The 23813-nt window shown below is 69.9% G+C and carries 13 protein-coding genes; 11 read left to right on the top strand and 2 right to left on the bottom strand.

Features of this window, described 5'->3' with window-relative positions; genetic code table 11:
- From H9L22_RS12255 to H9L22_RS12235, 5 genes are all read left to right on the top strand, one after another.
- On the top strand, positions 1-1410 hold the full coding sequence (locus H9L22_RS12255; protein WP_187720176.1) for a polysaccharide biosynthesis tyrosine autokinase: 1410 nt from the start codon (positions 1-3) through the stop codon (positions 1408-1410).
- 188 nt (positions 1411-1598) lie between these two features.
- On the top strand, positions 1599-1922 hold the full coding sequence (locus H9L22_RS12250) for a GIY-YIG nuclease family protein (RefSeq protein ID WP_187720175.1): 324 nt from the start codon (positions 1599-1601) through the stop codon (positions 1920-1922).
- A gap of 157 nt (positions 1923-2079) precedes the next feature.
- On the top strand, positions 2080-2535 hold the full coding sequence (locus H9L22_RS12245) for a hypothetical protein (RefSeq protein ID WP_187720174.1): 456 nt from the start codon (positions 2080-2082) through the stop codon (positions 2533-2535).
- A 193-nt stretch (positions 2536-2728) separates the two neighbouring features.
- Entirely contained in the window at positions 2729-3184 is a 456-nt protein-coding gene (locus H9L22_RS19000; protein WP_226965830.1) for a hypothetical protein, read from the top strand.
- A gap of 548 nt (positions 3185-3732) precedes the next feature.
- Positions 3733-4185: a hypothetical protein gene (locus H9L22_RS12235; protein WP_187720173.1), complete on the top strand. Its 453-nt coding sequence runs from the start codon at positions 3733-3735 to the stop codon at positions 4183-4185.
- 506 nt (positions 4186-4691) lie between these two features.
- Here H9L22_RS12235 and H9L22_RS12230 read toward each other — a convergent pair.
- On the bottom strand, positions 4692-5567 hold the full coding sequence (locus H9L22_RS12230) for a hypothetical protein (protein WP_187720172.1): 876 nt from the start codon (positions 5565-5567) through the stop codon (positions 4692-4694).
- A 100-nt stretch (positions 5568-5667) separates the two neighbouring features.
- Positions 5668-8802 (bottom strand): isoleucine--tRNA ligase, encoded by a 3135-nt coding sequence (ileS, locus tag H9L22_RS12225; RefSeq protein WP_187720171.1) that lies wholly within the window; start codon positions 8800-8802, stop codon positions 5668-5670.
- 257 nt (positions 8803-9059) lie between these two features.
- Between ileS and H9L22_RS12220 the strand changes: the two genes are divergently transcribed.
- From H9L22_RS12220 to H9L22_RS12195, 6 genes are all read left to right on the top strand, one after another.
- Positions 9060-10229 carry a hypothetical protein gene (locus tag H9L22_RS12220; RefSeq protein ID WP_187720170.1) on the top strand — a complete coding sequence of 390 codons (1170 nt, stop codon included), beginning with the start codon at positions 9060-9062 and terminating at the stop codon, positions 10227-10229.
- 43 nt (positions 10230-10272) lie between these two features.
- A complete protein-coding gene (locus tag H9L22_RS12215) occupies positions 10273-11376 on the top strand; it encodes a MalY/PatB family protein (protein ID WP_226965829.1) in 1104 nt (367 codons plus the stop codon).
- A 1002-nt stretch (positions 11377-12378) separates the two neighbouring features.
- Positions 12379-13035, top strand: a complete 657-nt coding sequence (locus tag H9L22_RS12210; protein ID WP_187720168.1) for an FHA domain-containing protein — start codon at positions 12379-12381, stop codon at positions 13033-13035.
- Positions 13036-13048: 13 nt separating this feature from the next.
- Positions 13049-20230 (top strand): Ig-like domain-containing protein, encoded by a 7182-nt coding sequence (locus H9L22_RS12205; RefSeq protein ID WP_187720167.1) that lies wholly within the window; start codon positions 13049-13051, stop codon positions 20228-20230.
- A complete protein-coding gene (locus H9L22_RS12200) occupies positions 20230-21468 on the top strand; it encodes a DUF58 domain-containing protein (protein ID WP_187720166.1) in 1239 nt (412 codons plus the stop codon). Before H9L22_RS12205 ends, H9L22_RS12200 begins: the two co-directional genes overlap by 1 nt.
- The gene (locus H9L22_RS12195; protein ID WP_187720165.1) at positions 21465-23756 is read left to right on the top strand and encodes a transglutaminase domain-containing protein; all 2292 of its coding nucleotides are present in this window, start codon (positions 21465-21467) and stop codon (positions 23754-23756) included. Before H9L22_RS12200 ends, H9L22_RS12195 begins: the two co-directional genes overlap by 4 nt.
- Positions 23757-23813 lie beyond the last annotated feature (57 nt).

Below are 23813 nucleotides of genomic sequence, written 5' to 3'. Positions count from 1 at the left end.
GTGGAACTGGCGGACTACCTGCGCATCCTGCGTGCGTACTGGAAGGAACTGACGGCTGCCGTGCTGCTCGGCGTGCTGTTCGCGGCCGTCTGGAGCATCGCGCAGCCACGGGTCTACACGGCGGAGGCGAGCGGTTTCGTCGCTGCACCCGGCGGAGGCGACCTCGGGTCGTCGATGGTGGGCGATCAGCTGGCCCGCTCGAAGGTCCGCTCGTATGTCGACCTCGGCTCGTGGCGCACCGTCGCCCAGCACGCCGTCGATGAGCTGGGGCTGACGGAGTCGCCGGAGGCGGTCGCGTCGCGGGTGAAGGTGACCAATCCGACGGACACGGTGATCCTGCGGGTGAGCGCCACGGGATCGACGCCGGAGTCGGCCCGCGACCTGGCAGAGGAGTGGATCCGGGGCATGATCTCGGAGATCGCCCGCCTGGAGGGCGTGGACGGGCAGGAGCCCGCCGTCCAACTGTTCGCGGGTGATTCGGCCCGGCTGCCGACGGCGCCCAGCTCACCGAACGTGAAGCTGAATCTGGCGCTCGGGGCGCTCATCGGTGCGCTGATCGGCGGCGGCTACGCCGTCGTCCGGGAATGGCTGGACAGGCGGATCCGGTCGGCGGAGGGCGTCGAGAAGGCGACGGGTGTCTCCGTCGTCGGGGCGCTGCCGGTGGAGACGGACCCGGAGACGGCGGGGTCGCCGCTGCGGCTCGTCGATGCACGGGACACGGACAGGGCGGCGACTGCGGAGGCGTTCCGCGGGCTGCGGACGAACCTGCAGTACATGAGTGTCGACGACCCGCCGCGGGCCATCGTCGTCACGAGTTCGCTGCCGGGCGACGGGAAGTCGTTCACCGCCGTCAATCTGGCGCTGACGCTGGCGGCGACGGGGCAGAGGACGATCCTGGTGGACGCGGATCTGCGTCGGCCGCGGGTGGCGGCGACGCTGGGCCTGCTGGAGGATGCGGGGCTGTCGGACGTGCTGGCGTCGCGGGGGACGGTCGCGGACCTGCTGCAGCAGGTCGACGGGGCCCCGAACCTGGGGGTGCTGGCGGCGGGCCCGATCCCGCCGAACCCGAGCGAGCTGGTCGGCTCGGAGCGGATGCACCGTCTGATCCAGTCGCTGGGCAAGGAGGCGATGGTCGTCATCGACTCGCCGCCGCTGCTGCCGGTGACGGACGCGGCGCTGCTGGCGACGAAGGCCGACGGGGCGCTGGTGGTGGTGAGCACGGGCAAGACGACGTACGAGATCCTGGGCAAGGCGCTGGACAACCTGACGAAGGCGAACGGCAAGCCGCTGGGGATCGTGATGAACAAGGTGCCGCGCACGGGCGCTGGGGCACTGTACTACGGGTACCAGTACACGGCGGACCACTACGCGGAGGACGGGGCAAAGAAGAAGGTCCCGGCGTCGCGCTGAGCTTCGAGCGTCGGTCCCTGAGGAGCGAGCGCCTGCGCGAGCGTCTCGAAGGGGCGCGAGCGTCTCGAAGGGCGAAGGGGCGCGAGCGTCTCGAAGGGCCGCGGCCTGACGACCAGCCCCCGGTCGCCCCTATCCACAACCACCACTCCCGATGGGAACTCCCCGTCCCCGCGACCCATCGTGGCCACATGGCATGGGTCTACATTCTCAAGTGCTCCGACGGCGCCTTCTACGTCGGCAGCACCAAGTACCTGGAGGACCGGGTCGACCAGCACAACAGCGGTTTCGGTGCCTCCTTCACCAAGAAGCGACGCCCGGTGACGCTCGTCTTCGCCCAGGAGTACGACAACGTCGGAGAGGCCTGGCAAATGGAGCGTCGACTCCACGGTTGGAGCCGGGAGAAGAAGCAGGCGCTCATCGACGGCCGGTTCGAGCTGCTGCCCGAGCTGTCTCGACGGGGCCGACGCAGGGATCTGTCAGGTGCATCGGGTGGCGAAGGTGCGGCGCGATAGGTCGTCCAGGCATCTCCGCTGCCCGAGGAGGTTGCGAGGGGGGCCGTTCCCTGAGGTTGCGAGGCAAGAGCAACCGTCTCGAAGGGCGAATTGCTCGTCCACGCGACATGGTGAGCTGGGCATCCCCCTGAGTGCAACTGAAAATGAGAGAAGCACGATGCTCACCCGGTCTGCCGACTTCATCGAACGGCGCCGCTTCATGAAGGGTGCTGCATGGGTAGCCCCCGTTGTCGTCGTCGCCGTAGCGGCCCCCGCTGCGGCTGCATCCGCCGCGATCCTCGATGAGTTTCGGATCACTGTCTACGATCTCGAGAACCGTCGAGATGATGGGACCGCAGGTCCTCTCGTCTGGGCGGGGTTCAACGCCCAGCGAACATGGTCGGATACCGAGGTGCCAGCCACCGTCAGCTACGTCGCGATTCTGACCGGACCCGGAGGGCTCAAGGAAACGTTCACCGGCGCCGCCGAACTTCTACCCATCGGGACCTTCGAACTGCTCGACAAGGTCGTGTTGACCAAGGCCCGAGTTGTCACCGGGACCTACACGCTGACCTTGACGATGACGGTTGAGGGCCATCTGGCGAAGACGGCGTCGTCATCCGTGACCGTCTGAGGGACACCCTGACGGAGCCCAACCGGTAGGCCATATCCCGGAATAGGCCATCGGCTGCACTCTCCAGCAGAGGGCAGCGAATAGGACCCCGGTATGCGCGGCGCTTGACGGTGCGTGCAATACTCGGAAAATCGGCGCGGGGAGGGAGAGACCCCGCGGTGAACGACTCGGGGGAGTCATGTCTGTTCGTCCTGTGGACGGTGTCGATCGACGCCGCGTCCTGAAGGCCGCCGCTTGGAGCGCGCCAGTTATCGCCATTGCCGTCGCGGCACCCGCCGCTGCGGCCTCGACCTCGCCGGACTTCGTCAGTGAGTTCGCCATCGATGCCTACACACTGTCCGATCTCCGGCAGAACGGAGAGCGCGGCCCGCTGGAGTGGGCTGGCGGCCACATCGGATGGTGGTATTCGCCGAGTGGGACGGCCGCGGTGACCGTGGTGTACACGGCCGTGCTGAGGCTCCCCGACGGGACAAGTCAAACGCTGGTCCCATCCACGGTGGTGGCGCTCGGTGTCTCCTCGCAGATCGCGATTCCGAAGATTGTCTGGGGCACGGCACCCATTCCCGCCGGGACCTACACGGTGACATTCAGCGCCACGGTTGACGGCCATGCGGGGCTGATCGACGTGAGTACGTTGACGATTAGCTGATCAGCATTCCGCTCGCTGAGCCGGTCGCTGACGCAGGTTTCTCCGTTCTCTGAGCCGGTCGCTGACGCAGGTTTCTCCGTTCTCTGAGCCGGTCGCTGACGCAGGTTCTCCGTTCCCTGAGCAGGCCGCCTGCGGCCGTGTCGAAGGGCGCTCGAGGTACCCGCCTTCGCCGTCCGCCGTTGTCCGTCGGCCGTCCGCCGTTGTCCGTCCGCCGTTGGCCATGGTCGTCCGCCCTCGCCCTCCGAGACGCTCGCGCAGGCGCTCGCTCCGGGTCCTGAGAGTGTCGCCCCTCGAGACGCTCGTTCGTACCGGGTCCTGAGCTTGTCGAAGGGCAAGTTCTCCGTTCCCTGGGCCGGCCGCCTGCGGCCGTGTCGAAGGGGCTCATCAACGACCGATGGTTCCTTCAAATCTGCAATACCCGTCTATTGCACGTGAATCCCCTGGAAAGCGCACAGAGCTGTCTCAGAACTGTGCAATAATTCTGACTTCACGCGGGGAGGGAGAGGCCCCGCGATGAACGACTCGGGGGAGTCATGTCTGTTCGTCCTGTGGACGGCGTCGATCGACGCCGCATTTTGAAGGCAGCCGCGTGGAGTGCGCCGGTCATCGCAGTAGCGGTGGCGGCCCCGGCCGCGGCGGCAAGCGGCGAGGTCAGCATTGTTGCTGGCCTGCTGATTGACGTGAGCGATCCGACCGGTTCCGGTTCGGGCAAGGGCCCGATCAAGTGGACCGGTGCGACGATCACGTGGCCTGCTGACAAGGCTGCGGCCGCCAGCGTGAGCTACAAGGTGGACCTCACCGGTCCGACCGGTTTCACGCCGATGCACCTGGTGCTCCTGAGCACGGTGGTGCTCGCGCCCGGTGGGTCGAGGGCTGTTCCCGGGCAGAACGGCATCGGCGCCTCATCCTCCATGCCTGCGGGAACGTACACCGTCACGCTCACCGTCATCGCCGATGGTGAGACGCGGCTCGAGACGGCAAGCGTCGTTCTCGGCAAATGACCACATAGGACGCGCCGGCGTCGGCGCGTCCTGAACCGCGGCCGTGCAGAGCGCGGCGAGGCTCGAGACCGAGGGAGCCTGCGTCTCTAGGGTCGGGGCTGTTCCCACACGTGACGCCCTCGGGAACGCCATGCAGGCTCCCCTCCAGCTGGTGGGGTAGTGGTCGATCCTGTGAGGCGGACCGGTGAGAATGGGCCAATGGCCGATTTTGCGGAGGGTGGCGGCGTCACGGGGTCGGGGTAGTGGCCGATTCTGTGAGGCGGACCGGTCAGAATGGGCCACTGGCCGATTTTGCGGAGGGTGGCGGCGCCACGGGGGGAGGCCCCGGTCGGTCCTCGGACCCTTCGACACGGCCGCCCCTTCGAGACGCTCGCTCGTTCCTCACGAGCTCCTCAGGGAACGGATATTCCTGTTCCCTGAGCTGGTCGAAGGTGTTCCCTGAGCTGGTCGAAGGTGTTCCCTGAGCTTGTCGAAGGTGTTCCCTTGTCGAAGGGCGGCGTCCGATCTCAGGCGAAGGCCGCCGCCACCAGCTCCGCGAACAGCTTCGAGCCCTCCTTGTTCGGGCTCCCGTCCTCTTCCACCAGCGCGTCCACCTTCGACTGCGACTCCGGGAAGCCCCCGAACACGTCGATCGTCGGCAGGTCGTTCTCCGCAGCCCACTCGGCCACCGCCTCGACCGTGGCCTTCTGCTGCGCCGCGCTCGCCGCCGGATCCGGGTTCTGCAGCACCACCGCGACCGGCACCGTCGCCGACTCCTTGCGGATCTCCGCCAGCATCTTCGTCAGCGCCGGCGTCAGGTCGCCCGCGTACTTGCGGTGACCGTAGCTGAGCAGCACCAGGTCCTGGCCGTCGAACGCCTTCGCCGCGCGCGCCGGCTCCGCCGACAGCGACGGGCTGCGCGTGCTGCCGTTGTACACCGTCAGGACAGGGCCCGTCGACGACAGTTCCTCCGCCTCGACGAACGACTCCGCACCCCGGTCCCACAGCACGTAGTCCACTGAACGGTCGGCGCCGAGATGATCGGCGGCCCACACGTGCACCCACTCGTCCGGCTCATTGCCGGTCCCGTCGCCCAGCACCAGCAGCGACGCGCCGTCGGGCGAGATCGCCGCCGCCAGCGGATTGTCCGGCACAGTGGCGCTCGGTGAAGCGCTGGGAGACGGCGACGGCGACGGCGTCGTCTCAGGAACCGTGGCCGACGGCGAGACGACCGGGTCCGTGGGCGCTGGGACACTCACCGTCGGCTGCGCTGACGGCGCCGGCGAGGCTGCCACCGGGCGGTGCTGCGTCAGCGCCAGACCGGCCGTCGCCGCGGTGACGACGCCGAGGGCCACCAGCCCCGCGACGGCCCACGTCGAGCCCTCCCATCTGCTCTTGGCCATGCACATCTCCCAGTCAAAACGCGTCGTGTTCCACGCACAGACTAGCGAGCCGGACCCCGGAGAGGCATCCGGCCCGCCGCGTGCATGGGTGAGGAGCGGGTCAGGCCTTCGCCAGCCGCAGCCGCAGATCCAGCTCGAGATCCTCGTCGGTGGCCGCGTCGACCTGGTCCTGGATCAGCTCCAGCGCCAGCACCTCGGCCGCGATCAGGTCACGGTGAGCCGCGATCGCCTCGGTCATCTCCGGCCCCGCCTCGATCACGACAAGGATCCGGTCCGACACCTCCAGCCCCGCCCGCTTCCGCGCCTCCTGGATGAACCGGATCACCTCGCGCGCCATGCCGGAGCGCAGCAGCTCGGGCGTCAGCTCCAGGTCGAGCGCCACCGTCTCGCCCTGCTCGTTGACGACCGACCAGCCCTCGCGCGGCCGCTCGGTGACGATGACGTCGTCGGCGGTCAGCTCCAGCTGCTCGCCCTCGAACTCCATCAAGGCCCGGCCTGCGGCGCGGAGCTGCTCGGCCAGATCCTTGGCGTCGAGCTCGGCGATCGCCTTCGCGATCAGCGGGGTCCGCTGCGCGAATCGCTTGCCCAGGTTCCGGAAGTTGCCCTTGGCGGAATGGTCGACGAGGTCGCCGGCCGACGCGAACGACTCGATCCGCTCGACGTTCAGCTCCGCCTTGATCTCCTCCTGCAGCTCCGGAGACAGCTTCTCGAAGATGGCCGACGGCACCAGCATCCGGCCCAGCGCCTGCCGCACCTTCACCTTCGACTCGGCCCGCGCCGCCCGCCCCAGCTCGACGGTGCGGCGGGTCAGCTCCATCGCCTCGGCCAGCGCCGGGATGATGAGCGACTCGTCGGCCTTCGGCCACGACGCGAGGTGCACCGAGGCCGGCCCCTCCGGGTCGGCGGCGACGAACAGGTCCTGCCACACCCGCTCCGTCACGAACGGCATGATCGGCGCCAGCAGCCGCGTCAGCGTGTTCAGCGTCTCGTGCAGCGTCCACAGCGCGCCCTCGTCGCCCGCCCAGAAGCGGCGACGCGACCGGCGCACATGCCAGTTCGACAGCGCGTCGATGAACGACGACAGGGCCTGCCCGTAGCGCTGCGTGTCGTACGCCTCGAGCGCCTCGGTGGTCTCGACGATCAGCTGCTGCGTCGCCGACGTCAGCCAGCGGTCCAGCACGTGCCGCGTCTCGACGGCGGGCGCCTCGCCCGACGGGGTCCAGTCGGAGGCCCGGGCGTACAGCGACTGGAACGCGACCGTGTTCCAGTAGGTGATCAGCACCTTGCGGACGGTCTCGCCGATCGCCTGGTGCCCGACGCGACGCGCAGACCACGGCGAGCCGGAGCACGCCATGAACCAGCGGACGGCGTCGGCCCCATGCTGATCCATCAACGGGATCGGCTCCAGCACGTTGCCGAGGTGCTTGCTCATCTTGCGGCCGTCGTCGGCGAGGATGTGGCCGAGGCAGACGACGTTGCGGTAGCTGGACTCGTCGAACACGAGCGTGCCGACCGCCATCAGCGAATAGAACCAGCCGCGCGTCTGGTCGATCGCCTCACAGATGAAGTCGGCCGGGTAGCGCTCGGCGAACAGCTCGGTGGAGCCGGGCACGTGCGGGTAGCCCCACTGCGCGAACGGCATCGAGCCGGAGTCGAACCACGCGTCGATGACCTCCGGCACCCGGTGCGACTCCTTGCCGCACGTCGGGCAGTCGAACACGACGTCGTCGACGAACGGACGGTGCGGGTCGAGGTCGCTCAGGTCGGTGCCGGTCAGCGCCGATAGCTCGGCCCGCGACCCGACGCACACCTGGTGGTCGTCCTCGCAGCGCCAGATCGGCAGCGGCGTGCCCCAGTAGCGGGTCCGCGACAGCGCCCAATCGATGTTGTTGTTCAGCCAGTCGCCGAAGCGGCCGTGCTTGATCGACTCGGGGTGCCAGCTGGTGTCCTCGTTCTCCTCGAGGAGCCTGTCCTTGATCTGAGTGGTGCGGATGTACCACGACGGCATCGCGTAGTAGAGCAGCGCGGTGTGGCAGCGCCAGCAGTGCGGGTACGTGTGGGTGTAGTCGAGCTTGCGGAACAGCAGGCCGCGGGCGCGCAGGTCGTCGACGATCGGGTCGTTCGCATCCTTGAAGAACGCGCCTCCGACGAGCTCCAGTTCGGGCTCGAACGTGCCGTCCTTGCGGATCGGGTTGACCATCGGCAGCCCGTAGGCGCGGCACACCTGCATGTCGTCCTCGCCGAACGCGGGCGCCTGGTGCACGAGGCCGGTGCCGTCGTCGGTGGTGACGTAGTCGGCCAGCACCACAAAGTGCGCCGGCTCGGGGAACTCGACCAGTTCGAGGGGCCGCTGGTAGCCCCAGCGCTCGAGGTCGCGGCCCTGGAACGAGTCGGTCAGCGTCCACTCCTCGCCCAGCACCTTCTCGGCCAGCGGCTCGGCGATCAGCACGGGGCGCTGGTCGGCGTGGGTGGCGACGCGGTACGTGACCTCGGGATGGACGGCGACGGCGGTGTTGCTGACGAGCGTCCACGGCGTCGTCGTCCACACGAGCAGGTCGACGGCGCCGGCGAGCGGGCCGCCGGTCAGCGGGAACCGCACGTAGATGGACGGATCCGTGACGTCCTCGTAGCCCTGCGCGAGCTCGTGGTCGGACAGCGCGGTGCCGCAGCGCGGGCAGTACGGCGCCACCCGGTAGTCCTCCTGCAGCAGCCCCTTGTCGTGGATCTGCTTCAGCGCCCACCACAGCGACTCGACGTACTCGGGCGTCATCGTCACATACGCCTCGTCGAGGTTGACCCAGTAGCCCATGCGCTCGGTCAGCTCGGTGAACGCGTCGACGTGCCGCAGCACCGAGTCGCGACACTTCGCGTTGAACGCCTCGATGCCGTAGTTCTCGATGTCGGCCTTGCCGGAGAACCCGAGCTCCTTCTCGACGGCGAGCTCGACGGGCAGGCCGTGGCAGTCCCAGCCGGCCTTCCGTTCGACGTGGAAGCCGTTCATCGTCCTGAAGCGAGGGAACACGTCCTTGAAGACGCGGGCCTCGATGTGGTGGGTGCCGGGCATGCCGTTGGCGGTGGGCGGCCCCTCGTAGAACGTCCAGGGCTCGCCGCCCTCGGTCTGCCGCAGGGACTCGGTGAACGTGTCACGCTCCGCCCACAGCTGCAGGATCTCGTGCTCGAGCGCGGGGAAATCAACCTGGGCGGGAACGGCGCGGTAGCCGGGGGACTGTGTCATCGGTGGTCCTTCTTCAACGTCAGTGCCGAAGGGACGAGCCGGGGCCCGCGGTACCACCCTCCTTGGCCGCAGACGCGACCCTCTTGATGCCCGCAGCTGCCGGGTCTAGTGAGCGAGAATCGCCGTTCTTCCGGCGGCTCCGGGGTGATGGCCCCTTCGTCGCCTTGCTGCGAGCCTCTATTATGCGCCGTGCGAGGCACGGGCTCAACCGCTGGACGGGCCGGGGTGATGGCACCATGGAGGCCGAGGAGGCGCGAGTGGCGAACGAGGAATGGGTCCACTGGGCCAGGGAACGGCACCTGCTGTACCAGCCGCTGTGGCCCGCGATGGCGACGGCGTTCCGCGGCGGTGGCCTGCACCGCGGCGGAATGCGGACGATCACGCGCGGATTCAGCGGCACTTTCGGCGGTCTGCCCTGCTTCGGATACCTGGCCGGTGCCGGCGCCGATCCCTCGGGTGAGCTGCAGATCGTCGGGCTGCGACTGGCCGGGGTCACGTTCCCCATGCTGTCGCTGCAGGAGGCCGACTTCGTCGCGGACGAGCCTGGGATCCCCATCGAGGAGGAGTTCGACCTGCGCTGGCGGGTCTCCGCCGCGCACCACGGCTTCGCGCGTGACGTGATGAGCGAGGCGGCCCGCCGTCTGCTCATCGACGTCGTACCCGACTTCTCGCACATCTGGTTCGAACGCGACGCCGTCCTGCTGTCGGCCCGCGGCGACGTGTCGACGGCTGCGGTGGACCGCTACCTGGGCCTGCTCCGCGCGCTGGTCGACGCGATCCCCAGCCGGGTGCTCGACGCGCTGCGGCCCCGCCCGTTCGCGCCGGCGCTGCCCGCCTACCAGCAGGTCAGCCGGCAGCCGGTGGCTCCGCCGATGATCGCCAGGACACAGCTCGTGTCGTGGCGGGTGTGGGCCGCGCGGCGCGGCTGGCTGTACTACGACAACGCACGCGAGATCGTCGAGCGCTTCAACCACGGCCCCGTCCCCGGCGGCCGGTTCACCGACGCGTTCGTCGGAAAGTTCGGCACGCTGCCGTGCTTCGGCTGGCGCTGGATCGCCGGCACGGGGCCCCGGCCGCAGGTCCGTCACGTCATCTGCCTGCGGCAGCCGGGGCTGACGTTCCCGACCGTGCGGCTGACGCAGGAGGACGCGCTGCTGGCCGAGCTGGTGGGCCGCGGCGACATCGAGGTGGGCGACCCGGCATTCGACGACCGCTGGCGGGTGACGGCCGAGGAACCCGAGGCGGCGCGTGAAGTGCTGACGCCGGGGGTGTGGCGGCTGTTCGCGTCGCCGCAGCTGCCGCCGTTCGGCCAGGTGTGGTTCGAGCGTGACGTGGCGGCCGTGGTGACGGAGGGCCCGATCGCGCCGGAGTCGGTCGACGGGTATCTGCGGTTCCTGCATGACGTGATGGGCGCGGTCGCCGACTGATCCTGCGACCGGCCCCCGGGCCGGTTAGGGCAGGATGATGCCCATGGCGATCTTCGACGTACCCCTGGCCAGGCTCCGCGAACGCGGCTCGATCAAGTGGCGTCGCTTCGACGCCGACGTCCTGCCCCTCTTCGTCGCAGAGATGGACGCCGACCTCGCCGCCCCCATCGCCGAGCGCCTCCAGCGCGCCATCGCCCTCGGCGACACCGGCTACCCCGAGGTGCCCGAGTACCAGGCCGCCATGGCCGACTTCGCTGGCTGGATGTGGGGCTGGGACCTCGACCCGGCCCACGCCAAGCTCGCCACCGACGTCATGACCGGCATGCGGGAGGCCGTCGTCGCCGCCAGCGAACCTGGCGACGCCATTGTCCTCAACCCGCCGATCTACCCGCCGTTCCGGGCCATCTCCGCCGGCCGCCGCACCGTCGAGGTGCCGCTGGTCGACGACCGGCTCGATCTCGCGCGTCTCGAGGTGGCGTTCGCCGTCGAGCGGCCCAGCGTCTACCTTCTGTGCTCGCCGCACAACCCCAACGGCACGATCCACACGCTCGAGGAGTTGACGGCGGTCGCCGACCTCGCGGCCCGCTACGGCGTCACCGTCATCGCCGACGAGATCCACGCGCCGCTCGCCGGCGCCGCGCACACGCCGTACCTCACCGTCCCGGGGGCGGCGAACGCCTACCTCGTCACGTCGGCCTCGAAGTCGTGGAACCTGGCCGCGCTCAAGGCCGGCCTCGTCATCGGAGCCCCCGCCGACCTCGCCCGCCTGTCCCCGACCATGAGCGACGGCGCCAGCTACTTCGGGGTCCTCGCCCACACCGCCGCCCTGCGTGAAGGACGCGACTGGCTCGCGGGGGCCCGCGAGGAGATCGCCGCCAACAAGGTCTTCCTCGCCGAGGAGATCGCCCGGAAGCTGCCGCAGCTCAGCTACACGCCGAGCGAGGGCACCTACCTGGCGTGGCTCGACTGCACCCCCCTCGGTCTCGCCGATCCAGGGGCGCACTTCCATGAGGTCGGCCGCGTCCGCTTCAACCTGGGCCGTGAGTTCGCGCCGGAGACAACCCAGTTCGTTCGTATCAACACGGCCACGTCACAGGCGATCCTGGGCGAGGCTGTCGACCGGATGGTGCGTTCGCTGGGCGCATAGACGACGTTCGGCGACTAGGTTTCGACCCCCTCACCTCGTACCCTTGGGCGGGTATGCGTGATGAGAGAGAGGGCGCATGACGCTTCCGATGGCCGCCTGGCGGACAACCTATACCCCCGGTAACTGGCTCGTACTGGCGGGGCCCACCATGCTCGTCGTGATGCTCCCGGCACCCGCCCGCGCCTCCGGTCTCGTCAACGACCTGTGGCGAGACATCGTCTCCGCCCAGTCGGTCGACGGCCTCCTCAAGCTCGTCGGAGAGGTCGGCCTTGACGGCATGCCCGACTTCGGGGCCTTCTTCTGGGACCAGTCCGGCCTGCACGGCTTGGCCCGTGGCCGGGTTCGCGTCGTCGACACCGAGACGGGAGACGTCGCCCTCGAAGGCAGTGGCTCGGTGCTCTGGAACGAGGCGAGTCTCGGCGGCACCCGCCACCTGCGGATCGACCTCGAGCCCGTGAACCAGGACGAGGTGCTGCAGCTTCCACTGGTCGTCGGCGCCGTTGCTGCCTCCGCCATCTACCTGACCACGGCGCCCGAGGCGCTGGTCCGGTTCCCCACGTACGAACAGCTGGGTGTCCTCCCGAAGATCCCGGCGCTGGGCGTGCGGCCGCGGCAGCGTGCCCGGGCCCAGGCGGTCGTCGACGACACCGTCGCGGCGGCCGAGGAACCGGCGGTGGAGGAAGCGGTCGTCGAGCCGATGCCCGACGCCGAGCCTACGCCCGTCGCTGCACCGACTGTCGAGCCCGCACGTGCGGAGGAGGCTGCGGCACCCGTCGCCAACGAGGCCCCGAGCCCGCCGTCCTGCAGGAGCAGCCCGCCGACGAGCCGGAGGGCATCGACGAGATCGCGCCGGTCGACGTCGAGTCACCCACGGTCGAGCCCCTCAGCGGCCTCGACGCCGAGACTGACGGCGGCGGCCTCACCCTCGCGCTCGACGACGTCACCGTCACGGAGCCAGAGCCAGAGCCAGAGCCGGACCCCTCTCCGATCCCGCCCCCCGCCATGCCCGCCGTCCCCCTGGCGGCGGCCGTGCCGCCACCGGCGGTGCCGGTCGTACCCGCGCCGACCCCGGCGCCCGAGCGCGCCCAGCCCGTCGTCATCCCGCCGCGGCTCGGTGAGATCGACGACGACGCCGGCGGCACGATCTTCTCCACCGGGCTGGCAGCCACGCACAAGCCGGCCCCGGCCGCGGAGCGTGCAGAACCCCAGGTGCTCGCCGTCCCCTGCGTCAACGGGCACGCCAACGCGCCCGGCTCCCGCTCCTGCCGCCTGTGCCACGCGCCGGTCGACTCGTCGAACCCGCGGCTCATCCGCCGCCCCGTGCTGGCCGGTGTCCACACCAACGCGGGCGACTTCGCCGACATCATCAGCGGGGTCGTCGTCGGCCGCTCCCCGGACCCGGCCCACGGCCCGTCCGGCGCATACCTGCTGCGCGTCCCCAGCCCCAGCAGCGACATCTCACGCAACCACGTCCTAGTGACCACCAAGGACTGGAACGTCATCGTCACCGACCTGCACTCCACCAACGGCACCACCGTGCTGCCCCTGGGCGAGTCGCCATTCACCCTGCGCGACGGCGCCTCCGTCCAGGTCGAGCTCGGCACCGTGCTCGACCTCGGCGACGGCGTCTCCCTGCGTATCGAACCGCCGCGCGCCTGAGGAGAAGGCCACCTTGACGCAGACAGAAGTCACGCCCACCGCGAGGGGGCTGCGGCTCACGTCGCGCTTCCTGAAGCGCTCCTGGCAGGGAATCCTCGTCGGCACGTTGGCGTTCGGCATCGGCGTCGCCGCGTACGCCAGCCCCGGGCTCATCGAGGCCGACGTACAGCTCGACCACGGCAACGTCTACGCCGTCAAGCGTGACTCCGACCGCGTCGGCACCATCAACGCACAGATCGACGAGGTCACCGGCGCCGTCGGCTCCGGCGACTCGACGGTCGAACTGCTGCAGGAGGACGACGTCGTCCTGGCCCACTTGCCGCAGTCGGACCAGCTGACGTTCTACAACCCCGGCCGCGACGCGCTCGGCAACCTCAACCAGCTGCCGTCCAACGCGTTCCTGCAGCTCGTGGGCGGCAACCTGCTCGTCTTCAACCCCGTCAACGGACGCGCATGGTTCGGCGAGGCCGCCACCGTCGCCGAGTACGACTTCCAGAAGGAGAAGGCCGACCTCGAACTGAGCGAGAACGCGGCCGTCACCCTCACCGTCGACGGCGACATCATCGGCCTCGACCCGGCCCGGTCCGCGCTGGTGCGCCTCGGCGAGGAGGGGCTCGTCAGCACCCCGCTGCCGTTCGAGCTGAGCACCGCGCAGCTGAACGTCGAGCTGTCCGCCGTCGGCGACAAGGCCGTGGTGCTCGACCGCATCTCGCAGCGCATCTGGGTGGAAGGCATGTCCGAGGCGTTCGACGTCTCCGGCGCGAGCAGCACGCAGCTGCTTCCCCCCGTGGCCTCCGTGCTCGGCGGACGCGAGGGGCTGCGTGCGGTCTACGCCACCAGCGCGGGCCTCATCGGCGTCAGCAGCGACGGCACCCGCCGCGTCGCGGGTGACCGGCAGGCGACCCCTGTCGCGCCCGTCCAGGTCGGCGACTGCATCTACGGCGCCTTCGTCGGCGGCGGCGAGGGCCAGTTCGTCAAGGCCTGCGCAGGCCAGGAGCCCCGCATCGAGGAGATCCCGCAGATCACCTCCGACGGCACGGAGCTGACCTTCCAGGTCAACCGGACCACCGTCGGCCTCAACGACCAGGCCAACGGCACCGTCTGGCTCGTCGACAAGAATATGACGGTCGTGCCGCCGGAGGCGTGGGAGCCGTTCCTGAAGTCGCAGGAGCCGGAGCAGACGACCGAGCCGGACAACAACCCGGACAACCAGCCGGAACGCCAGGAGGAGAACCGCGACCCGATCGCCAACGACGACTCGCTGGCCGCGCGGGCGGGGCGCTCCACGATCCTGACGGTCCTCGACAACGACACCGACCCGGACGGCGACGTCCTCACGATCCGGAGCCTGACCTCCGAGGTCCCGGGTGCCCGGCTGGAGCCGGTGCGTGACGGCGCCGGCCTGCAGATCACCGTCGACCCGGAGACCAAGGGGACGCTGGCGTTCACCTACGAGGTGGCGGACGGCCGTGGCGGTACCGACACGGCGCAGGTCACCGTCCGCGTGCTGTCCGGCGACACCACCGTCGAGAACACGGCCCCCCGCAAGTTCGAGCATGCGCAGGACCTCACGGTGGAGCTCGGCCAGGCCGGCGTCACCAAGCGTGTCCTCCTCGACTGGCGCGATCCCGACGGCGATCCGCTCATGCTGAAGGACGCCGACATGGATCCTTCGCACGACGACATCGTCAACTTCACCCCCGACGGCACCCTCACCTACACCGACATCGGCAAGACGACCGGCCGCAAGACCATCCGCATCGTCGTCTCGGACGGAGTGGCGGACACGGAAGGGGAACTCGTCGTCAACGTCGTAGAGGAGGAGGTGGCCCCGATCGCCTACGGCGACTTCGTCACCACCGCCGTCGGCGAGGCCGTGACCATCGAGCCCCTCCTGAACGACGTCGGCGCCAACCTGACCCTCAGCGAGTTCCGGGTGCTGGAATGCACCAGTGAATGCGTGACCGAGGAGCGCTACCGCGACAAGGCCTTCACCTTCAAGGCCGCCCGGGCCGGCGTCTACTACGCCACCTACACCGTCACCAACGGGCAGGCGGCCACCGGCACGATCCGGATCGACGTGCGCGCGCCCGGCGCGGCCCACGCGCCTGTCGCCGCGCTCGACGTCGCGCTGCTGCCTCCGGGCGGCTCCGTCATCGTCGACCCGCTGCTCAACGACACCGACGCCGACGGCGACGTCCTCGTCATCCAGACGTACTCGCACAGCCCGGCGCTCGAGGTGGTCATGGAGCGCAGGCACCTGATGACCATCCGTGCCGTCCACACGCCTGAGGCGCCCGTCGACATCCAGTACCGCGTCTCCGACGGCAAGACCTCCGTGGTCGGCACCATCGTCGTCATCCCCACAGAGTCGGGCGGCCTGCTGAACCCGCGCGCCGTGCCTGACACGCTGTCGGTGCGGTCGGGCGCAACCGGCGCCGTCGACGTCCTGCAGAACGACACCTCGCCCGTCGGCCTCGACCTCGAACTCGCCGAGCTGACCGACAACCCCTTCGGGGAACGGGCCTGGATCGAAGGCAACAGGGTCCGCGTCGCCGTGCCCGCCGGCACGGCCGCGGGCACCAGCACCATCGCGTACGTGGTGCGCGACTCCGAGGGCAACCAGAGCGCGGGCCGGTTGACGGTGACCGTCGTCTCCGAGGACGCCGACAACGAGGCGCCCCGGCCCCGCCAGGTCATCGACCGCGTCCTCGCCGGCACCACCACCCGCATCCCCGTCAACATCGACGGCGTCGATCCCAACGGCGACGCCGTCCGTCTGGTCGGCCTCGGCTCGGGGCCCCGGCTGGGGCGCGTCACCGAGATCGGCGAGGAGTACTTCACCTACGAGGCCTACCCGACCTCCGAGGGCACCGACAACTTCTACTACGCGCTCGTCGACTCCTACGGGCGGCACGCCACCGGCTCGGTCCGCATCGGCGTGGCACCCCCGACCAAGCTCAACAGCCCGCCGGTCGGCGTCATGGACGAGATCACCGTCCGGCCGGGCCGACAGGTGCAGCTCGCGGCTCTGGCCAACGACTTCGACGTCGACGGCGACAGCATCGGCTACTCGTCCGACTCGCCCGCGGTCATGTCGGACAAGGGGATCGAGGTCGCGCTGCTCGACGACCGCGAACTGGTGCTGACCGCGCCTGACAAGGTCGGCGACTACCTGGGCCGCTACGACATCACCGACGCGCGCGGCGAGACCGCCTACGGGAACCTCCGCGTCATCGTCGAGGAGGACGCGCCACTGCTGGCGCCGGTCACCCGCAACGACATCGTCCCGATGGCGTCGCTGATCGGCAAGGAATGGGTCGACATCGACGCCATGGCCAACGACTACGACCCGGACGGCCCCCGCGACCAGCTGACCCTCCGCGTGCCCGACTACGGCGCCCCCGAGGAGCAGGCCGCGCGGGTCAGCGAGGACGGGACGAAGGTCACCGTGCGGATCCTCGACCGGATGCAGCAGATCCGCTACGAACTGGTCGACTCCGACGACAACGTCACCAATGGCATCGTCACGGTTCCCGGCCTGCAGGACGCCGTCCCGGTGCTCCGCGACCAGAACCTGGAGATCACGGCCACCGCCGGCCAGCCCGTGACGATCGGCCTGAACGACATCGTCGTCGGCACGGGAGGCCGCGAAGTGCGGCTCACCGACGCCGACAACGTCACGGCGACGCACGGGGCGGCCAAGCCCGCCGGCGAGGACACCGTCGAGTACCGGCCGGACGAGACCTACCAGGGTCCCGCAAGCGTGGTGTTCGAGGTGGTCGACCGCGCCAAGGACGAGAAGGACGACACTGCGCGCAGCGCGTTCATCTCCCTCAAGGTCAAGGTCCTGCGGCCGAAGATCGACGGCAGCAACCCGAACGGCACGGAGACGACGGTCTTCCAGAACCTGCCGCCCGAGCGGCTGTCCGAGGAACCGACGCTGCGCGTCGGCCAGGGCGAGGAGGAGGGGCGCCTCGACCTGCTGGCCCTGTTCCGTGACCCCGACGGCGACAGCATCTTCATCGACGGCGGACTCCGGGTGACCGGCGGGGGCGGCGGCATCGACCACCGCCTCGAGGGCAGCCACCTGATCGCCAGCGCCCCCCTCAGCACGCAGCCCGGGGCCACCGTCGAACTCTCCGGCACCGTCCGTGACGCGGCCGACAACACGACGCCCTTCACGGTCCGGGTGCTCGTCATCCCGTCGAGCGCGCCGCTGACCTCCACCGGCGACGACGTGGTCGACACGGCCGCCGCCGGCGTGGCGCTGCCGATGTTCCCGCTGAGCAACGACAAGTCCTTCGTCATGCGCGACACGTCGCTGCGCATCACCGCGGTGCGGAAGCTCGGCGGGGAGGGCTCGATCAGTCTGAACGAGTCCACGGGCGAGGTCACGGTCGTGCCCGCCGCGGGCTGGCACGGCGCGCTGACCGCCTCCTACACCGTCATGGATTCGACCAACGACCCGAACCGCCAGGTGGAGGGGAAGATCCGCGTCCAGGTCAAGGACAAGCCGGGACGCCCGTCCGCCCCCTACTCGGCCAGCGCGGGCGACGGCGAGGTGTCCTTCACCTACGACTCGACGGGCGACGGCGGCGCGGAGATCTCCACGCGGGTCGCGACCGCCACGTCACCGGGGCAGGATCCCGTGACGGCGAACTGTGGCATCGGCTACTGCCGCGTCACGGGCCTGCGCAACGGCGTGCTGTGGACGTTCACCGTCCAGGAGGGCAACATCATCGGGATGTCGGACCAGTCGCCGACGTCCGGAGCGGTCAAGCCGGATGCCCGGCCGGCCGCGCCGACCGGCCCGACGCTCACGTCGGCCGACCGCGCCCTGCTCCTGAACTGGACCCACAACCCCCAGTACAACTCGCGCTTCGGCGGCAGCCCCATCCGCGACTACCTGGTGACGCTGTACGACGACGCAGGCAACGTCCTGGCCGCGGACACGTCCGTCCGGCCCAACGATCTGCCGTACCGCTGGGAGGGGCTGGAGAACGGCAAGCGCTACATGTTCTCCGTGAAGGCGCGCAACATCAACGACGACATCGCCCCGTCCGACGCGTCACCGATGTCGCCGGTCGAATATCCGGCGGGCAAGCCGATCGGCTCCATCCCCGTCACGGCCACCGTCATCGAGAGCGAAGCAGGCGGCGGTTTCTCGGTGAGCTTCGACCGCTCCGCCATCAACCCGAATGGCGATCCGGTCAGCATGTACACGATCATGCCGGTCGTCCAGGGCGGCGGCGAGCTGCCCGCGCTCAGCCGCCAGGTGGCGGCGTCGACGCTGAGCGGCAACACCGTGGAGACCACGATGCTCGGCCTCGGCACCAACCGGACCAAGTTCGTCGTCAAGGCGACGAACCGGGCAGGTGAGGCCATCGTGGGCGACTCCGGGGACTTCAAGGTGGCCTGGGCGCTGCCCGCCTTCGAGACTGTCGACGTGGTCGCAGGCGACGGCAGCTTCACCGTCACGGGCACCCTCAAGCAGGCGACCGCGCCGGCGGTCCTGGAGTACAACACGGGCGGCGGCTGGAACGCCGTGCCCGCGAGCGGGGTCGTCGGCGGCCGCACCAACGGGCAGCAGCTGACCGTCCGGGTGCGGGCCCGCGTCGAGGCCATGACGTCGGCGGAGTTCAGCAAGTCCGTCACGCCACGCTCGACCATTCCGCCCACCCCGCAGATCGAATCGGGAAGCCTGCGGCTGAAGGCCAGCGGGGACGTGTTCACCGTGACCGCGGATCTGGACACGACGGGCATGCTGGCCACGCAGGGATGGACGCCGAACGACTACATCTACTGCGTCGTCCGCGACTCCTCCAACTGCAAGAAGGATGCTCACTGGAGCCGTCAGTCGACGGTCGCCCTCGCCTTCGGCAGCAACTCCATGTGGTGGCGGCACCTCGACTACCAGAACGGTCTGAACATCCAGACCACGCTGAACGTCAGCGGTTCCACCGAAGTCGTCTACAGCCACCCTGCGCTGCGGCTGAAGCTGCCGTACGTGAGCTCCGGTGGCTGCACGGTCACGATGGAGGGGCAGACGCTGGCCATCCCCATCACCAGCGGCGGCCTGTACTTCGACAGTGCGCTGTCGGTGACCGTCCCGGAGGGGCCCGAGGGGCGTCCATCACCCGGCCGCCGAAGGACGCGACGCTGTCCTGCGAAATCAACGGCACCACTTACACCAAGAAACTCAAGTGAGCAGCGAGGAACCACACACATGAATCCAGAACAAGCCCGCTGGTTCGGCGAGAACTTCGCAGGCATCGTCGGCAACGTCGAGCGCGCCATCATCGGCAAGACCGAGGCCATCCGGCTCGCCGTCACCTGCATGCTCGCCGAGGGCCACCTGCTGCTCGAGGACTACCCGGGCACCGGCAAGACGACGCTGGCCCGCGCGCTGGCGCAGTCGGTGCAGGGCACCAACAGCCGCATCCAGTTCACCCCCGACCTGCTGCCCTCCGACGTCACCGGCGTCACGATCTACGACCAGAAGTCCGGCGAGTTCGAGTTCCACCAGGGCCCGATCTTCGCCGCGATCGTGCTGGCCGACGAGATCAACCGCGCCTCACCGAAGACGCAGTCCGCGCTGCTGGAGGTCATGGAGGAGTCCAGGGTCACCGTCGACGGCCAGTCGTACGGCGTCGGCCAGCCGTTCATGGTCATCGCCACACAGAACCCCATCGAGCAGGCAGGCACCTACCGGCTCCCCGAGGCCCAGCTCGACCGCTTCCTGATGAAGACGACGCTCGGCTACCCCGACCACGCGGCCACCATGCAGATCCTCGCGACCGGAGGCAGCCGTCCCCGGTCGACGGCGCTGCCCGCCGTCATCTCCACCTCGCAGGTCGCCGAGATGAGCCAACTGGCCGCCTCGGTCCACATCGAGTCGTCGGTGTTCGACTACATCGCGCGCCTCACCGAGGCCACCAGAACCGCGTCCGACGTGCGGCTCGGCGTGTCGATCCGCGGCGCGCTGGCGCTGGTGCGCTCGTCGCGCGTGTGGGCCGCGTCGCTCGGCCGCCACTTCGTCGTGCCCGACGACATCAAGATGCTGGCCATCCCATGCCTGGCGCACCGTCTCATCCTCGACCCCGAGGCCGAGTTCAGCGGGGTGCAGGCCGTCGACGTGATGGCGCAGATCGTCGGCTCCGTGCCGCCGCCCGTCGAGCGACAGCTGGCCTGATGGCGGTAGCCGTTCAGGAACGCTGGGAGGCCCCGGAGGCCGTCGATCCTCCGACGACAACCTGGCTGCGGGATGCCTACGGGCGACTCACCACCTTCACGGGGCTGCGGACGGCGGGCTGGGTCACGCTCGTCGGCGGCCTGGTGTCGCTGCTGGTCGGGTTGGCCTTCGGCTGGGTGGAGTTCATCACGGTCGGCGTGCTCGCCGTCGTGACGGCGCTGCTGTCCCTGCTGTTCACCATCGGCAGACCCGACCTGAACGTGTTCCTCGAGGTGGCCGACCGCTCCGTCGTCGTCGGCGACCGCACCACCGGCCGGCTGTACGTCCGCAACGCTGGAACCCGCCGTCACTGGGGCTCGCGCCTCGACCTGCCCGTCGGAGACTCGTTCGCCAGCTTCATGCTGCCCAGCATGTCCGCCGGCAACGTCCATACCGAGCAGTTCCGCATCCCGACGGAGCGTCGCGGCCTCGTCGTCATCGGGCCGGCCAACTCGATCAAGGGCGACCCGTTCTCTCTGGCCGGCCGCGAGACCCGCTGGACCGAGGAACTCGAGCTGTACGTGCACCCGCGCACCGTCACGCTGCCGGGTCGGCAGGCCGGCTTCGTGCACGACATGGAGGGCCACGCGTCCGATCACCTGTCGGCCTCCGACATGAACTTCCACGCCATGCGCCCCTACGTTCCCGGCGACGACCGGCGGCACGTGCACTGGCGGTCGACGGCGCGGGCCGGGCAGCTGATGGTGCGCCAGTACGAGGAGACCCGCATGTCGCGGGTCGCGGTGACGCTCGACACGGGCCGCACCTCATACCTGGACGAGGCGGAGTTCGAGCTCGCCGTCTCCTGCGCGGCGTCGCTGTCGCTGCAGACCCTCTACTCCGAGTCGCCCCTGACACTGACGACGAGCAACGACCTGCTGGTCACCGTCACCCCGACGCGGACGCTCGACGAGCTGAGCCTCGTCGAGCAGTCGACGCGCGGGGGAGTGGCCGACCTGGTCCATTCGCTGATGCGGCGCGAGACGCGGGTGTCGATCGCCATGGTGCTGACCGGCTCGTCGACCTCCACCCGCGTGCTGCGGCAGGCGTGTGCTCGCTTCGACGTCGACACCCGCGTCGTCGGGCTTCGGATCGACGCCGGCGCGGAACTGCGCGCCCGCACCGTCGGCAATGTGACGATCCTGCAGGTCGGATCGCTCGACGACCTGCCCCGGGCCATGCGAAAGGCGATGGAATGAGCACCGCGAAGCGGGCACTGGGGCCGACGGACCACAGCACGTTCGGCTCCCTGACCGGCGGCCGCGCCGCGTGGGTCGCGATCGACGCCGTCGCGCTGCTGGCCCTGCTCGGGCTGGTCGCGCTGGGCTTCCTGCCGGTCTACGGCACGGCCTGGCTGTTCGTCTCGGTCCTGGGCTTCGGCGCCGTCGGCATCGGGCTGGCCCTCGTCTCCTGGCGGCTGCGCTGGGGGGCGGGGATGGTCGCGCTGGTGGCGGCTGCGGCCTGGCTGCTCCTCGGCGGTTTCCTGACGATGCCGTCGTCGACGATCGGGTTCGTCGTGCCGACGCTGCGGACGCTCCGCGGCCTCGTGACGGGGCCCGTCACGGCGTGGCGCGACATGCTGACCCTCGACCCGCCCATCGGCGAGACGTTCAACCTGCTGACGGTCCCCGGCCTGATCGGCCTGCTGGCGGGGCTGCTGGGGATGCTGATCTCCCTGCGCACCGCCCGCCCGGTGCTGGCCTTCGTGCCGTCGGCGGTCGGCTACGTCGTCGCCGTCGTCCTCGGCTCCCGGGTGGCCTTCGAACCGCTGCTGGTCGGCGCCGTGTTCTTCCTCATCGTGCTGACATGGACGAGTCACCGTCGGGCCGTCACCCGTGGCCTGCTGAGCCGTGGCGTCCGGCTCAAGCCGCTGGCGGGCGTGCTCGGGCTGGCCGTGGTCGCCGCCTCCGGGGTGGCGGCCTACGCGGCCGTCCCGCTGCTCGCGCCGAAGCCGGAGCGCGAAACCGTCCGGGCCGCCATCGAGCCGCCCATCGACCTGGCCCAGTACGCGTCGCCGCTGCAGGGCTTCCGCGCCAACATCACCCAGAACCGGGAGACGACGCTGCTGGAGGTGTCGGGCGCCGAGAAGGGCGACATCGTCCGCATCGCCACCCTCGACGCCTACGACGGGCTGAACTTCCGCGTCGCGTCGCTGGCCGACGAGGCGCTCGAGTCCACGACCTTCACGCGTGTCGGTCAATGGATCGACGACGACGCCGCGGGCGCGGACGTCGCCGTCGAGGTGACGGTGCGCGGCTATGACGGCGTGTGGGTGCCGACCGCCGGCCGCACCAGGAGCATCGACTTCGCCGGCGAGCGGGCGCTCGCCCTGGGGGAGAACTTCTACTACAACCGGTCCTCCGGCACGGGGATCGATACCGCCGGGCTCCGAGAGGGCGACAGCTACCTGCTGGAGGCCACCGTCGCCGAACGTCCGACGGACGCGGAGATCGGCGCGGCCGGTGCCGGCGACTTCTCCCTGCCCGACGTCGTGGGGGCGCCCGACGACCTGGTCAACCTCGCCCACCAGTGGTCCGACGGCGTCGGCACCGCTGGGCAGGTGGCACTGCGTTTCGAGGAGGAACTGCAGCAGGGCTACTTCAGCCACGGGCAGGAGGAGGAGATGGAGTCGGTGGCCGGGCACTCCCAGAAGCGCCTCACGACCCTTCTGCAGGCACCGGACCGCATGGTCGGCGACCACGAGCAGTACGCGACGGCGATGGCGCTCATGGCCCGCGAGGTCGGGATCCCCGCCCGCGTCATCTACGGCTACGAGGTGGCCGGGAGTCAGACGATCACCGGCGACCAGGTGGGCGCCTGGACAGAGCTGTACCTCGACGGGCTCGGCTGGGTGACGTTCAACCCGACGCCCCCGAAGGACCGGGTGCTGGACATTGACGAGCTGCCACCCCCGCCGCAGCCGCAGCCCTACGTGGAGAACCCGCCCCCGCCGCCGGCACGCCCCGAGGTGCCGCCGCCGGACGACGACCTGCCGGTCGACCCGGCGGAGGAGCCGGAGGTCGACACCCCGATCGACTGGGCGCAGATCGGCGCTTTCGCCGCGCTGACGGGCATCCCGCTGATCACGATCGTCGTGCCGATCGTGCTGATCGTCGGCATGAAGCTGCGCCGCCGCTCGCACCGTCGCAACGACCCGATCGTCGCGAACCGGATCGCGGGCGCCTGGTCGGAGCTGGTCGACAAGGCCCGTGACCTGGGGCGGAGCCCGTCGGCGTCCGCCACGCGCACCGAGCAGGCCCAGCTGCTCGTGGAGGAGTTCCCGAAGCTGCGCGCCGTCAGCGACCCCGTCGCCCTGGCGAAGGAGGCCGACTGGATCGTGTTCGCGCCGGGCGACCCGAGCGAGGCGACGGCGCGCGAGTACTGGGGATCGACGGGCCTGGTCCGGCGCGGGATGCGCAAGTCGCTGAACTGGTTCCGGTGGGCGTTCTCGAGCCTGTCGACGAAGTCGTTCAGGAAGTACCGCTAGGGGTGGAGGACCGTCGGTTGAGGACCGGCGGGCGGTATCCTTGCGCGGTACCCGGGA

This window comes from Tessaracoccus defluvii (genome assembly GCF_014489575.1).
GTDB classification, from domain to species: domain Bacteria; phylum Actinomycetota; class Actinomycetes; order Propionibacteriales; family Propionibacteriaceae; genus Arachnia; species Arachnia defluvii.
Note: the sequence above shows the minus strand (reverse complement) of the source record. Positions and strands in the feature narration are given on the sequence as shown.

Excerpts from the sequence above, each read along its gene's own strand:
- H9L22_RS12250 (WP_187720175.1), top strand. The coding sequence starts at position 1,599 with ATGGCATGGGTCTACATTCTCAAGTGCTCCGACGGCGCCTTCTACGTC.
- H9L22_RS12245 (WP_187720174.1), top strand. The coding sequence starts at position 2,080 with ATGCTCACCCGGTCTGCCGACTTCATCGAACGGCGCCGCTTCATGAAG.
- H9L22_RS12230 (WP_187720172.1), bottom strand. The coding sequence starts at position 5,567 with ATGGCCAAGAGCAGATGGGAGGGCTCGACGTGGGCCGTCGCGGGGCTG.
- ileS (WP_187720171.1), bottom strand. The coding sequence starts at position 8,802 with ATGACACAGTCCCCCGGCTACCGCGCCGTTCCCGCCCAGGTTGATTTC.
- H9L22_RS12215 (WP_226965829.1), top strand. The coding sequence starts at position 10,273 with ATGGCGATCTTCGACGTACCCCTGGCCAGGCTCCGCGAACGCGGCTCG.
- H9L22_RS12210 (WP_187720168.1), top strand. The coding sequence starts at position 12,379 with ATGCCCGCCGTCCCCCTGGCGGCGGCCGTGCCGCCACCGGCGGTGCCG.
- H9L22_RS12200 (WP_187720166.1), top strand. The coding sequence starts at position 20,230 with ATGGCGGTAGCCGTTCAGGAACGCTGGGAGGCCCCGGAGGCCGTCGAT.
- H9L22_RS12195 (WP_187720165.1), top strand. The coding sequence starts at position 21,465 with ATGAGCACCGCGAAGCGGGCACTGGGGCCGACGGACCACAGCACGTTC.